This window comes from Aegicerativicinus sediminis (genome assembly GCF_015476115.1).
GTDB lineage: Bacteria > Bacteroidota > Bacteroidia > Flavobacteriales > Flavobacteriaceae > Aegicerativicinus > Aegicerativicinus sediminis.
Genome location: NZ_CP064295.1, coordinates 2,365,856 through 2,379,255 on the forward strand (window position 1 = coordinate 2,365,856; position 13,400 = coordinate 2,379,255).

The window sequence follows — 13,400 nt, forward strand, 5'->3', positions numbered from 1 at the left end:
ATGTTGTACTACCTATTTGAGTTTTTAGATACGGAGTACCAGTTACCTGGGGCTGGTGTTTTTCAATATATCACCTTTAGGGCATCTACTGCGGTATTATTATCTCTCCTGATTTCTACCATTTTCGGAAAAAAGATTATAAATATTTTAAAACGCCAACAAGTCGGTGAGACCGTTAGAGATCTTGGTTTACAAGGACAAGTTGAAAAGGCCGGAACGCCAACCATGGGAGGTTTAATTATTATCATTTCTACTTTAATTCCGGTACTCTTATTTGCAAAGTTGGATAATATCTATGTGATAATGTTGCTAATAACCACCATTTGGATGGGTTTTATTGGCTTTATCGATGATTATATCAAGGTGTTCAAAAAGGATAAAAAAGGGCTAAGTGGGAAATTTAAGGTTCTAGGACAAGTCACCCTTGGACTTTTTATAGGTGCGGTTGTTTATTTCCATCCGAACGTTACTGTCAAACAAAAATTGGAAGCTTCCCAAGGAATGGTAGAGACTGATGATTCTAATGAACCTACAATAGATTATACCCCTGAAATAAAATCTCTAACGACTACAATACCTTTCGTAAAAAACAACGAATTCGATTATCAGAGTTTGGTTAATTGGATGGGAGATGGTGTGGCTAATTATGCTTGGCTAATTTTTATCCCTATTGTAATTTTTATTATTACGGCAGTATCAAATGGAGCCAACCTTACAGATGGAATTGATGGACTAGCGGCTGGAACTTCAACTATTATAGTTTTAGCCTTGGCCATTTTTGCTTGGGTATCCGGCAATATCATTTTCTCTAATTATTTAAATATAATGTTTATCCCACGCTTGGGTGAGGTGGTAATATTTATTGCTGCTTTTATTGGGGGTCTTATTGGGTTCCTTTGGTATAACACCTATCCAGCCCAAGTGTTTATGGGTGATACGGGTAGTCTTACCATAGGTGGAATAATTGCAGTATTGGCTATAGTGGTTCGTAAGGAATTATTGATTCCCTTATTGTGTGGAATTTTCTTCGCTGAGTCTTTGTCGGTGGTGTTGCAGGTAAGTTGGTTCAAATATACACGTAAGAAATATGGTGAAGGTAGAAGAATATTCCTGATGTCGCCATTGCACCACCATTACCAAAAATTAGGATATCACGAAAGCAAGATAGTAACAAGGTTTTGGATCGTAGGGATCTTTTTGGCAATCCTTACAATCATAACCCTGAAGTTAAGATAGCATGAGTGGAGCAGAAAGGCTTGTTGTGCTAGGTGGAGGAGAAAGTGGGATAGGGGCCGCAATTCTTGGAAAGAAAGTGGGATTTGAGGTGCTGGTTTCCGATGCAGGTAGCATTAAGCAGGAATATAAGGACGTTCTTTTAAATCATAGGATAGAATTTGAGGAGAAGCAGCATTCCATGTATCGTATCCTTAAAGCCGATTTGGTGGTTAAAAGCCCAGGCATACCTGAAAAGGTAGCTGTAATAAAAGCTCTACGGAAGCAAATCATTCCAATTATTTCGGAAATAGAATTTGCTTCAAATTTTACAGATGCAAAATTGATTGCAATAACTGGTAGTAACGGTAAAACTACTACAACAAGTTTAACCCATCATCTTTTGAAGGACACGCTAGATGCTGGTTTAGCTGGAAATATTGGAGATAGTTTTGCTGAGCAGGTGGCCAAAGAAAGTCATAACTATTATGTGTTGGAAATAAGCAGTTTTCAATTGGATGATATAATGGATTTTCGGCCGCACATCGCAGTAATAACCAATATAACACCAGATCATTTAGATCGGTACAACTATAGGTTTGAAGATTATGTGGAAGCAAAATTCAAGGTAACAATGAATCAAACCAAAGACGATTACCTGATTTATGATGGGGATGACCCTGTTATTGATCAATGGCTTTCAAAAAATAAAATTAAGGCTATGAAGGTGCCTTTTTCATTGGAAAGGGAATTTGAAAACGGGACCTACTTTAAAGACAATGAGATAATAATAACAATTGATAACAATAAAATAACTATGCCTACAACTAATTTAACCTTGCAAGGTAAACACAATCTTAAAAACACAATGGCGGCTACCACCGTAGCCCATTTGTTAAAAATCAGAAAACAAACTATTCGGGAAAGTCTAGAAAACTTTCAAGGTGTGGAGCATCGCCTGGAGCATGTATTGAAAATTAATAAGGTTCAGTACATCAACGACTCTAAAGCCACCAACGTGAATGCTACTTACTATGCTTTGGAAAGTATGGACGCTCCTACGGTTTGGATTGTTGGAGGTGAGGACAAAGGAAATAATTATGAAGAACTTTTTCCGTTTGTAAACGAAAAGGTTAAGGCGATTATATGTTTAGGAATTGATAATGAAAAGCTTGTGGATAATTTCGCTGGCATGGTTGATATAATGGTTGAAACACAGTCAATGAGCGAAGCAGTGAAAATTGCTTATAAGATAGCCGAAGCGGGAGAAAATGTTTTGTTGTCGCCGGCTTGTGCAAGTTTCGATCTCTTTGAAAATTACGAAGATCGAGGTAGACAATTCAAGGCAGCGGTTAGACAGTTATAAATTTTGAATGACAGAGCTTTTTAAAAATATAAAAGGAGATCGATTAATGTGGGCTATAGTGGCATTGCTTGCAATTTTCTCATTTTTGCCAGTCTACAGTGCAGCTAGTAATTTAGCGTATACCCTTGGAACTGGTAACACCTTTTCATATTTTTTGAAGCATTTCATGCATTTGTCTTTGGGGTTTGCCATTATTTATGGAGTTCATCGCATTCCTTACAGATATTTTAGGGGATTATCTATGGTGATGATTCCAATTGTTATCATTTTGTTGTCCATAACGCTCTTGCAAGGTGTTACTATAGATGGCGCAAATGCTAGTAGATGGATACAGATACCAGTTGTAGGTATGTCTTTTCAAACATCTACACTCGCATTTGTGGTATTAATGGTTTATGTTGCACGGTATCTATCTAAGGTTCAAGATAGGGAGGTAACATTTAAAGAATCGATCTTACCCTTGTGGTTACCTGTCTTTTTAGTTCTAATCCTAATTCTTCCTGCGAATTTCTCCACGACTGCCATAATGTTTTTCATGGTAATGACTTTATGCTTTTTGGGAGGGTATCCAATTAAATATTTATTACTGATCCTATTGTCTGGGATAATTGCTTTTGCACTTTTCATTTTAGTGGCTAAATCATTTCCTGAGGTAATGCCAAACCGTATCGATACTTGGATGAGTAGGATTGATAATTTTGCGAATGGCGAAGATACCGAGGCTGATTACCAAATTGAAAGAGCAAAAATTGCAATCGCATCAGGAGGTATACAAGGAATGGGTCCCGGAAAAAGCATTCAAAAAAACTTTTTACCACAATCAGCTTCAGACTTCATTTTTGCAATAATTATAGAAGAGTATGGCTTAATCGGAGGAACCTTTTTGTTGGTACTTTATAGCTGGTTGCTTTTCAGGATTATCATTATAGCCCAAAAAGCAGATACTGTTTTCGGTAAATTATTGGTTTTGGGAGTTGGTCTTCCGATAGTGTTTCAAGCTTTGATAAATATGGCGGTAGCAGTGGAGTTGTTTCCTGTTACCGGTCAAACTTTACCATTAATAAGTAGCGGGGGAACATCTATTTGGATGACCTGTTTGGCCATTGGCATTATTTTAAGTGTAAGCGCTAAGCGTGAAGAAATGTTGGAACGTGAAGATTTTGAAAACAGCCCATTAAAAATATTAAGTGAAACCATTTAGAAGCTAGGATTGAAGACTGAAAAGACATATAGGTTTATGATATCCGGAGGCGGAACGGGAGGGCATATATTTCCTGCCTTGGCAATTGCTAACGAATTAAAATCTCGATACCCAAATGCTGAATTTCTTTTTGTGGGTGCCAAAGACAGAATGGAGATGGAAAAGGTCCCATCCGCAGGGTATGCAATAGAAGGTTTGTGGATCTCTGGAATACAGCGAAAATTAACCTTTAATAATCTCTTATTTCCGCTCAAATTGATGGCCTCTATGCTCCGTGCAAGAAAGCTTATACAGCAATTTAAACCAAATGTTGTAATAGGTACAGGGGGTTTTGCTAGCGGCCCACTTTTATATATGGCAGAAAAAGCAGGTTTGCCCTGTTTGATTCAGGAACAAAATTCTTTTCCAGGTATAACCAATAAGTGGTTGTCAAAAAGGGCAAAAACAATATGTGTCGCTTATAAAGGACTAGAAAGATTCTTCCCCGCTGAAAAAATAGTTCTCACAGGTAATCCTATCAGAAAGGAATTGCTTGCGGGTATTGAAAATAAGGTTGCCGCTAAAGATCAATTGGGAGTTAAGCATGGGAGGCATACTGTCCTAATTCTAGGTGGTAGTTTAGGTGCCCGAAGAATCAATCAATTAATCGAGTCTAGACTTGAATTTTTTGATGATAATAAGGTTGAGCTTATTTGGCAATGTGGATCCTTGTATTATTCAGATTATAGAAGATATAATTCTATGGAACATGTTCAGGTGCATGCATTTTTAGATAACATGAATGTTGCGTATGCTGCAGCAGATATTATAATTAGTCGGGCAGGTGCAAGTTCTGTTTCAGAGTTATGTGTGGTAGGTAAACCGGTAGTGTTTATCCCCTCGCCAAATGTTGCCGAGGACCATCAAACAAAAAACGCTAAGGCAATTGCTGATGAAGGGAGTGCCTTACTAATAAAGGAGACAGATTTAGAGGAGAATTTTGATGTTGAATTTTCCAATTTACTAGGATCTAAACAAAAGCAAGAACAGTTATCTGAACATATTAAAAAGTTAGCGAAACCAAATGCTACTCAAGAAATAGTAAACGAGATTGAAAAATTAATTCAAACGAAGGGGTGATAAGTAAATATTCACATATTTATTTTATTGGCATCGGGGGTATTGGTATGAGCGCCTTGGCTCAATATTTTTTCCATGAAGGAAAGGTAATAGGAGGGTATGACAGGACACAGACTGATATTACCAAGGGCTTAGAAAAAATGGGTATGGTTTTAAATTATGAAGAAAGTAAAACAGCGATTCCCAATAGTTTTTTAAATCAAGACAATGTCCTGATTATTTATACGCCTGCTATTAAACGCGGAAATCAACAATTAGATTATTTTTTCGATAATGGATTCAAGGTTATAAAACGTTCCCAAGCCCTTGGTGAGATTACTCAGAATACATTCTGTTTTGCGGTTGCAGGGACTCATGGTAAGACAACAACCTCTAGCATTTTGGCCCATTTGCTTTATGAATGTAATGTCCCGGTTTCAGCATTTTTAGGGGGTGTTACAGTTAACTACAGTTCCAATTATTTTAGCAATGGAACTGGGGTTTCAGTTGTCGAGGCGGATGAATTCGATCGTTCTTTTCTAACTCTTAATCCCGATTATGCGTGCATTACTTCAATGGATGCAGACCATTTAGATATTTATGGGGAAAAGTCGGAATTGGAACTATCATTTAAGGATTTCGCGGGGAAAGTTCCAGATAACGGAAAGCTTTTTGTTAGAAGTGGTTTGCCCTTAAGTGGAATAACCTATGGGGTCGATGATTCTTCAATTTATAGTTCGGAAAATATTAGAATGGAAGAAGGTGGTTATGTATTCGATTTACGAATGCCACATTCTATAATTAAAGATATCAAATTTAACCTACCTGGTAGACACAATGTGTCGAATGCTACGGTGGCTTTGGCGATGGCTGCGGAGTATGGTTGCCCTCCCGAACAGCTCGCCAAAGCCCTGGCATCCTATAAAGGTGTGGTTAGACGATTTAACTACAGGATTAAGACGAATGAACTTGTTGTAATTGATGACTATGCCCATCATCCAACCGAAATTAAGGCTGTTTTAGAGGCGGTTAAAGAATTTTATCCTGAAAGGAAAAATTTGGTGGTTTTTCAGCCACATTTATATAGCAGAACACGGGATTTTGGAGATGAATTTGCTCTGGTCCTAAGTTGTTTTGATGAGGTGATTTTGCTTGATATTTATCCAGCAAGAGAATTGCCAATACAGGAAATTACTTCAGGATGGTTGCTGGAAAAAATATCTATAGAAAACAAGTCATTGGTTTCAAAAGACAATCTTTTAAATAAAATTAAGTCTTCCGATGCCAGTGTTATAGCGCTTTTAGGTGCGGGCGATATCGGGGAAGAAGTAAGTAAAATTGTAAATGGTTTAAAAGTTGAAAATTAAACTTCGACATATAAAATTGGTTGTGGTACTGATTTTGGTTGTAGGCTTGTATTCATTTTCCAAGGTTAGGAATGAAAACCGACATACAAAAGAAGTTCAAGTAAAGTTTTTAGGCGATAACAACCTGTTTATTACGGAACAAAATGTTAGTAAATTGTTAATACAAAATCAAAAGAGCCTTACAGATAAGCCTAAAGATATTATAGATTTGAACGAGTTAGAAGGTGCACTGAATGCTAACCCGATGATTAAAGAGGCTCAGGTGTTTATAAGTCTCGATGGTGTCATCACAGCAGAAATTGAGCAGAAAAAACCTATTGCCCGAGTCAGCACAAACGCTTCCTATTATATAGACGACCAAGGCTCCTATATGCCATTATCGTCAAATTTTTCAGCACGGGTGCCGTTGGTGACAGGGAAAATTTATAAAAATGATTTAAAGGCCGTTTATGATATGGCCAAAAGAATACAGGAAGATGAGTTTTTGCTACAACATGTAACACAAATTCATCAAAATGAAGATAGAAGTTTAGATCTGTATTTCAGATTACAGGATTTTAAAGTTGAGTTGGGGCAAGCTGAACTTTTGGATAAGAAAATCAATAATCTGAAGGCGTTTTATAAAAAAGCATTAAAGGATAACACCTTAAGGAATTATAGTGTAGTTAATTTGAGATTTGACAAACAAGTCATCTGCACCAAAAAATAAAGAATGGAACAACAGAAAATAGCAGTTGGGTTAGACATCGGAACGACTAAAATTGTTGCGATGATTGGTAGGAAGAATGAGTATGGAAAAGCTGAAATTTTAGGTATAGGTAAGTCCAAAAGTTTGGGAGTACACCGTGGTGTAGTTAATAATATTACCCAAACCATTCAATCCATTCAACAAGCTGTAATGGAAGCGGAGGAAGAAGCTGGTATGAAAATTTCTGAGGTTACCGTTGGTATTGCAGGACAGCACATTCGCAGTTTACAGCATAGTGATTATATAACAAGAAGCAATTCCGATTTGGTTATAGACGACGATGATATAGAGCGTCTAATAAACCAAGTGCATAAATTGGTAATGCTTCCCGGGGAAGAAATCATTCATGTACTTCCACAAGAATATAAAGTAGATGGGCAGTCTGAAATTAAAGAGCCCATCGGAATGTACGGTGGCCGGCTTGAAGCAAATTTCCATGTAGTAGTAGGACAAGTTTCTTCCATCCGCAATATAGGACGTTGTGTTAAAAGTGCGGGACTCGAGTTGGAAGGTATAACCCTTGAACCGTTAGCATCTGCAAACGCGGTTTTAAGTCAGGAAGAAAAAGAGGCAGGTGTTGCCTTGATTGATATAGGTGGTGGTACTACTGATCTTGCCGTTTTTAAGGATGGTATCATTCGCCATACAGCGGTTATCCCCTTTGGTGGTAATGTTATAACAGAGGACATAAAGGAAGGCTGTTCCATTATTGAAAAACAAGCTGAATTACTGAAGATTAAATTTGGTTCTGCTTGGCCAGGAGAGAATAAGGATAATGAAATAGTTTCTATCCCTGGTTTAAGGGGCCGAGAGCCAAAGGAAATCACACTTAAAAATCTTTCAAAAATAATTCATGCCAGAGTCGTTGAGATTATCGAGCAAGTTTATGTAGAGATAAAAAATTATGGGCATGAAGAGCAGAAAAAGAAGTTAATCGCAGGTATTGTCCTTACGGGTGGTGGTAGCCAATTAAAGCATTTAAAACAGCTAGTTGAATACATCACAGGTATGGATACTAGAATAGGTTATCCTAATGAGCATTTGGCCGGTGATAGTGACCAAGATGTTGCAAGCCCTCTTTATGCAACAGCAGTTGGTTTAGTAATGGATGGCTTAAAGCGACATGAAAGAAAAAGAGCAGAAAAACAAGCTGCTAAAGAAATTGAAGCCCAAGCGGAAGGACAAGCTTCATCAGAAGAAGGTCTACCTACTGAGGAGGTCATTGCTCCACCAAAAAAAGAGCGAAGATCATTTCTTGATAAGTTGACGGAACGGGTTAAGGATTTTCTTGACAATGCAGAATAATTGAATCTATTGAACTAAAAATAAATAACCAGTAAACCTCTAAGTTTATGAGTGATAATATTGAAATTGGAAACATAACATTCGACATGCCCAAGAACCAGTCGAACGTCATTAAAGTTATTGGCGTTGGCGGTGGAGGAAGCAATGCCATTAACCATATGTTTCAACAAGGAATTAAAGGTGTTGATTTTGTTATATGCAATACGGATTCACAGGCATTGCAAAATAGTGGAGTTCCGAATAAAATTCAACTGGGTGTTAATCTAACTGAAGGACTTGGTGCTGGTGCAAATCCTGAGATTGGTGAACAAGCCGCCATGGAAAGTTTGGAAGACATCCGCCGTATGTTGGATACAAATACCAAAATGATTTTTATCACTGCTGGAATGGGTGGTGGTACCGGAACGGGTGCAGCTCCTGTAATTGCAAAAATGGCCAAGGAATTGGATGTGCTTACCGTTGGTATTGTTACGATACCTTTTTCCTTTGAAGGTAGAACAAGAGGGGAACAAGCCCAAAGAGGAATCGAAAAATTAAGAAAGCATGTTGATTCCCTAATTGTAATCAATAACAATAAGCTTAGGGAAGTTTATGGAAATTTAGGCTTTAAAGCAGGTTTCTCTAAAGCGGACGAAGTTTTGTCAACCGCCTCTAGGGGTATTGCTGAAGTTATTACCCATCATTACACTCAGAACATTGACTTACGTGATGCTAAGACTGTATTAAGCAATAGTGGAACCGCAATTATGGGGTCCGCTACGGCATCTGGAAAAAGTAGGGCCCAGGATGCAATCATGAAAGCCTTGGATTCGCCATTACTGAATGATAATAAGATTACAGGAGCTAAAAATGTTCTACTACTTATCGTAAGTGGTTCCCAAGAAATTACAATCGACGAAATAGGTGAAATAAATGACCATATTCAAAATGAAGCTGGACATAATGCCAACATAATTATGGGTGTTGGTGAAGACGAAGCGCTCCAAGAATCTATTTCTGTTACTATAATTGCTACGGGGTTCGACATTGATCAGCAAAATGAAATTACTAATACAGAAACTAAAAAAGTTGTTCACGCTTTAGAAGATGATCATTCAGACGATAAACCTTCTAAGGAAGCGGAGCCTGCAATTATAACCCCTGAAATATTTTTGGAGGAAAAAAAGCCAGAACCTCCTAAGGTAGTGCGACATACTTTAATGGAAGAGGAGGAGGAAAAAATTGAGATAAAATCAAAATCTACAAATGACGACGGTATTATACCAACTTCCGATTTCCTAAGGAATATTAATGTTATTTATGAAGAGGTTTTAGATACCAGGCGTTATTCAGACAGTGATTTTAATATTACTACAGTTCCATCTTCAGAACCTGTAAAAGAGATTGAAGAAGAGGAAGAGCAACAAATTACTTTAACCTTTGAGTTGCCTTTAAACAACCAGAAAATTGAAGATGATAAAGAGGATGACAAGCCAACTTTGTTTCATTTGGATGATGAGGTTAGGGATATGGATGTAAGTGATTATACTGAAATTATCCCGGTTACTGAGGCTAACGATAAAGGGGAGACTAGATACGTTCTTGAGGAAGATTATATGAGTTTTAATTCCTCCATGAATCCTTCGAAAGTTAAAGAGCAGAAGATTGATGATATCATATTTGAGCGTAAAGTTGTTGATAATAAGGAGAAGGTAGAGGAAGCGGAAGAGATAGACCCGTTTAACAGTCCTATTTCAGATTTATTGAAGGAGCGTGCAAATGAGCGTCGAAGAAAAATGAAGGATTTTAACTATAAGTTCAATAGTGCTAAAATAGATGAGATTGAAAAGGAACCTGCCTACAAAAGGCAAGGTGTTAACTTAGATCAAACTCAGCATTCTTCAGAAACCAATGCCTCTAGAATGTCTGTTGGCAATGATGAGAATGATGATATTCAATTAAGACGAAACAATTCGTTTCTACACGATAATGTAGATTAATAGCTGAATAGTTTAGTGTTTCAACCTGAAAACCCGAAAAGTAATTAGATACTTTTCGGGTTTTCTTTTTTATCTTCGCAAAAAATTTTTTGAAATGAGTTTGCAGACACGCGTAATGGAGGCTATGAAAACGGCCATGAAAGAGAAGAATCAAACGGCTTTAGCAGCTTTAAGAGCAGTTAAATCAGAAATTTTACTTGCCCAGACGTCAGCTGGTGGAGGTGATGAATTGTCTGAAGCTGAGGAGTTAAAATTGCTGGCTAAATTGGTAAAACAGCGTAAAGATAGTGCCGCAATTTTTTCCGAGCAGAATAGAAAAGATTTGGCGGAGCCTGAATTAGAGCAAGCAGAGATCATTGCACAATTTTTACCTGAACAATTAGACGAATCTGAATTACGCCAAATTATAAAGGATACAATTTCTCAAACTGGTGCGGAGGGTATGAAAGATATGGGTAAAGTAATGGGTATTGTTTCAAAGAAAGTGGCTGGAAAGGCAGATGGCAAAACTATTTCTACCATAGTAAAAGAAGAATTAAATTAAATTTTAAAAATTGGCCCAGTAGTTCAACTGGATAGAATATCAGATTTCGGCTCTGAGGGTTGGGGGTTCGAATCCTCCCTGGGTCACAAAGAGAAAATCCAATACATGAAAAGTGTATTGGATTTTTTTATTAGACTTGATTGAATTAATTCAACTTTGTCTTAAGTGTTGAAATTTAGTATCTTAGAGTTGAAATTAAAATATAATAGCTAGGATTTATTTGTTGTCATTTTCTAAAATTCGAGATGATACCATTTCTAAACCGAATGAGATATAATCTTATGTCTAAACAATATTTTCATAAATACCTTAAATATGCCATAGGAGAAATTGTACTTGTTGTCTTGGGGATTTTAATAGCATTGACAATTAATAATTGGAATATTAAAAAGCAGTAAAGAAAATTGGAAATTTCATATTTAAAAGAAATCTCTAAGAGTATCCAAAACGATAGTTTGGCGTTGGTAAATAATATTTCTTGGAATGCAAAAGGTCTACAACAAACCAAATCACTCAAAAAACATTTATTAGATAATAGACCCTATAATGATAGTTTAGAAAGTGTTTTTTCAAAAATATCTCTTATTGTTCAATACAAATTTAATAGAGAGATTTATGAATCTTTAAAAAGTTCAGGGATTAATTTAATCTCAAATGATTCATTAAGGTTCAGTATAATCAATTATTATAACGAAACTTTAAAGATAGAAGATTTGCACGGTAGGTTTGATTTACTAATATATTCCAGAGATATCGTTTACCCGAAATTTTTTAAAAGCTTTGTTATGAACAGTGAAGCCGTTCCAAATGATTACGACGAGCTAAAATCAGCAAATGATTTTTTGATTTATTTAGATTTCCTTATAAATGACTATAATTGGTTAATTGATTCATATAAAAATTTTGGAAAAATTATTTCTGGACTTCAAAAAGAAATAGGAATTGAATTAAGACGGTAATAAACGTTAATTTAACAGTATTTATATGGATTTAGGATTAAAGGGTAAAATCGCAATTGTTACAGGTGGTAGTAAAGGTATTGGCAGAAGTATTGCTCTTGCTTTGGTTCAGGAAGGTGCTAATGTTGCTATATGTGCCCGTGGGAAGGAAGCTCTTAAAAAAACCGAGAATGAGTTAATCCAAATGGGAGGGAAAGTATATGCACAGCCTTGTGATATTGGTGATACGGATCAATTAAACTTATTTTTGGATAATGTAAAAGATAGATTTGGTAAGATTGATATTTTAGTTAACAATGTCTCAGCCCTGAGCCTTGGGGATGATTTCGAGGATTGGAATAATTCATTGAACATCGATGTTTTGGCCAGTGTTAAAGCAACAAGAAGGGTAATTCCTTGGATGAAAGAAACAGGTGAAGGTTGTATTTTGTTTATTTCCTCCATATCTGGGCTAGAATCTGGTTCTCCTCCTGCCTATGCGGCATCCAAAGCTGCACTTATAAGTTATTCCAAGACCTTGGCCGTACACCTTGCTTCTAGTAATATAAGAGTGAATACAATTGCTCCAGGTTCCATTGAATTTAGTGGAGGTGTGTGGGAGTCCACTAAAAAAAATAATAGAGACTTTTATGATATGGTGGTGAATTCCATACCCTTTGGACGTATGGGAAGACCAGATGAAATTGGGAAAGTTGCGGCGTTTCTTGTGTCACCCTGCGCTAGTTGGGTTACAGGTACCTGCCTTTCAGTAGATGGAGGTCAGCATAAGTCTAATCTATAAGCTTCTTTTTAAATTTGATTTAGGAAAGATTTGATGTGAATTGTAAAGTATTGATAATCAATTTTTAATCCTTTCACTTTTTGCAAAGATCCATTTAAATTTAGTTAAATAAGATTTCTATATTGTAAGAGTAAAATTCCTACAAATACATTATTTTTGACCCATTTCAAATTAACAAATCTATTTATTAACCTATTGAATTATGCGAACTCTATTTCTTGGATTTTCATTTTTTCTTCTTGTTATCATAAATACCACCGCCCAATCTAAAGGTGATATTTCAATTGCTCCTCAGCTAGGCATTAACCTAACCAATTATTTCTCTACAGATTATAGTTATGATTTGCGAGTGGCACCCTCTGTTGGTGTTATTGGAGATTATTTCTTTAGTAATCGATGGAGTTTAAGGTCAGGCTTGATTTATGACCAGATGGGAGCAAAGGATGATCTTGACTATACGGACAAACTCTCCTACTTATCATTACCAGTTAATGCGAATTGGCATTTTGGAAGTAATCGTAAATGGTACCTCAATTTTGGTCCTTCCATTTCATTTCTATTAAACGCAAAATCAGAGTTTGAGGGAGAGGAAGATATTGATATAGGAAATTATATACCTGGAGTGGACGTAGGCTTGGCTTTCGGAATCGGCTATATATTTAATGTTAATAATAACACCCAGATTTTTATTGATTATCAAGGATATGCTGGTTTTATAGATTTAGATAAACTCAATTTACTTGACAATAGAATTACGAACTCCAAAAGTTCCTTTAATATTGGAGCAAGATTTTTTTTGTAACTCAATAAATCTTCTTTTATATAATAAATGAACTGTAA

The 13,400-nt window shown here is 36.4% G+C and carries 13 protein-coding genes and 1 tRNA gene; all 14 read left to right on the forward strand.

Annotated elements, in window-relative coordinates; translation table 11 throughout:
- On the forward strand, window positions 1–1,236 hold the full coding sequence (mraY, locus tag ISU00_RS10235; RefSeq protein WP_228850566.1) for a phospho-N-acetylmuramoyl-pentapeptide-transferase: 1,236 nt from the start codon (window positions 1–3) through the stop codon (window positions 1,234–1,236).
- Window position 1,237: 1 nt separating this feature from the next.
- Entirely contained in the window at window positions 1,238–2,578 is a 1,341-nt protein-coding gene (gene murD, locus ISU00_RS10240; protein ID WP_228850567.1) for a UDP-N-acetylmuramoyl-L-alanine--D-glutamate ligase, read from the forward strand.
- A 7-nt stretch (window positions 2,579–2,585) separates the two neighbouring features.
- Window positions 2,586–3,779, forward strand: a complete 1,194-nt coding sequence (locus ISU00_RS10245; RefSeq protein ID WP_228850568.1) for an FtsW/RodA/SpoVE family cell cycle protein — start codon at window positions 2,586–2,588, stop codon at window positions 3,777–3,779.
- Between the two features lie 9 nt (window positions 3,780–3,788).
- A complete protein-coding gene (gene murG / locus ISU00_RS10250) occupies window positions 3,789–4,898 on the forward strand; it encodes an undecaprenyldiphospho-muramoylpentapeptide beta-N-acetylglucosaminyltransferase (protein WP_262892106.1) in 1,110 nt (369 codons plus the stop codon).
- Complete coding sequence (gene murC, locus ISU00_RS10255; RefSeq protein ID WP_262892107.1) at window positions 4,895–6,244, forward strand: UDP-N-acetylmuramate--L-alanine ligase; 1,350 nt, start codon at window positions 4,895–4,897, stop codon at window positions 6,242–6,244. The genes murG and murC overlap by 4 nt, the downstream gene beginning before the upstream one ends.
- On the forward strand, window positions 6,234–6,953 hold the full coding sequence (locus ISU00_RS10260; RefSeq protein ID WP_228850569.1) for a cell division protein FtsQ/DivIB: 720 nt from the start codon (window positions 6,234–6,236) through the stop codon (window positions 6,951–6,953). The genes murC and ISU00_RS10260 overlap by 11 nt, the downstream gene beginning before the upstream one ends.
- 3 nt (window positions 6,954–6,956) lie before the next feature.
- Window positions 6,957–8,297, forward strand: coding sequence for a cell division protein FtsA (gene ftsA / locus ISU00_RS10265; protein WP_228850570.1), 1,341 nt, complete (start codon window positions 6,957–6,959; stop codon window positions 8,295–8,297).
- Window positions 8,298–8,344: 47 nt separating this feature from the next.
- The gene (gene ftsZ / locus ISU00_RS10270) at window positions 8,345–10,276 is read left to right on the forward strand and encodes a cell division protein FtsZ (protein WP_228850571.1); all 1,932 of its coding nucleotides are present in this window, start codon (window positions 8,345–8,347) and stop codon (window positions 10,274–10,276) included.
- Window positions 10,277–10,370: 94 nt separating this feature from the next.
- Window positions 10,371–10,820 (forward strand): GatB/YqeY domain-containing protein, encoded by a 450-nt coding sequence (locus ISU00_RS10275; protein ID WP_228850572.1) that lies wholly within the window; start codon window positions 10,371–10,373, stop codon window positions 10,818–10,820.
- A 12-nt stretch (window positions 10,821–10,832) separates the two neighbouring features.
- A tRNA-Arg gene (locus ISU00_RS10280) sits at window positions 10,833–10,906 on the forward strand.
- Between the two features lie 180 nt (window positions 10,907–11,086).
- Complete coding sequence (locus tag ISU00_RS17660) at window positions 11,087–11,218, forward strand: hypothetical protein (RefSeq protein ID WP_262892109.1); 132 nt, start codon at window positions 11,087–11,089, stop codon at window positions 11,216–11,218.
- Window positions 11,219–11,224: 6 nt separating this feature from the next.
- Window positions 11,225–11,779 carry a hypothetical protein gene (locus ISU00_RS10285; RefSeq protein WP_228850573.1) on the forward strand — a complete coding sequence of 185 codons (555 nt, stop codon included), beginning with the start codon at window positions 11,225–11,227 and terminating at the stop codon, window positions 11,777–11,779.
- Between the two features lie 25 nt (window positions 11,780–11,804).
- A complete protein-coding gene (locus tag ISU00_RS10290; protein ID WP_228850574.1) occupies window positions 11,805–12,560 on the forward strand; it encodes an SDR family NAD(P)-dependent oxidoreductase in 756 nt (251 codons plus the stop codon).
- Between the two features lie 202 nt (window positions 12,561–12,762).
- A complete protein-coding gene (locus tag ISU00_RS10295; RefSeq protein WP_228850575.1) occupies window positions 12,763–13,362 on the forward strand; it encodes a porin family protein in 600 nt (199 codons plus the stop codon).
- Window positions 13,363–13,400 lie beyond the last annotated feature (38 nt).

What these genes read in the sequence shown, in the direction of transcription:
- mraY (WP_228850566.1), top strand. Translation starts at nt 1, where the DNA reads ATGTTGTACTACCTATTTGAGTTTTTAGATACGGAGTACCAGTTACCT.
- murD (WP_228850567.1), top strand. Translation starts at nt 1,238, where the DNA reads ATGAGTGGAGCAGAAAGGCTTGTTGTGCTAGGTGGAGGAGAAAGTGGG.
- ISU00_RS10245 (WP_228850568.1), top strand. Translation starts at nt 2,586, where the DNA reads ATGACAGAGCTTTTTAAAAATATAAAAGGAGATCGATTAATGTGGGCT.
- ftsA (WP_228850570.1), top strand. Translation starts at nt 6,957, where the DNA reads ATGGAACAACAGAAAATAGCAGTTGGGTTAGACATCGGAACGACTAAA.
- ftsZ (WP_228850571.1), top strand. Translation starts at nt 8,345, where the DNA reads ATGAGTGATAATATTGAAATTGGAAACATAACATTCGACATGCCCAAG.
- ISU00_RS10275 (WP_228850572.1), top strand. Translation starts at nt 10,371, where the DNA reads ATGAGTTTGCAGACACGCGTAATGGAGGCTATGAAAACGGCCATGAAA.
- ISU00_RS17660 (WP_262892109.1), top strand. Translation starts at nt 11,087, where the DNA reads ATGAGATATAATCTTATGTCTAAACAATATTTTCATAAATACCTTAAA.
- ISU00_RS10290 (WP_228850574.1), top strand. Translation starts at nt 11,805, where the DNA reads ATGGATTTAGGATTAAAGGGTAAAATCGCAATTGTTACAGGTGGTAGT.
- ISU00_RS10295 (WP_228850575.1), top strand. Translation starts at nt 12,763, where the DNA reads ATGCGAACTCTATTTCTTGGATTTTCATTTTTTCTTCTTGTTATCATA.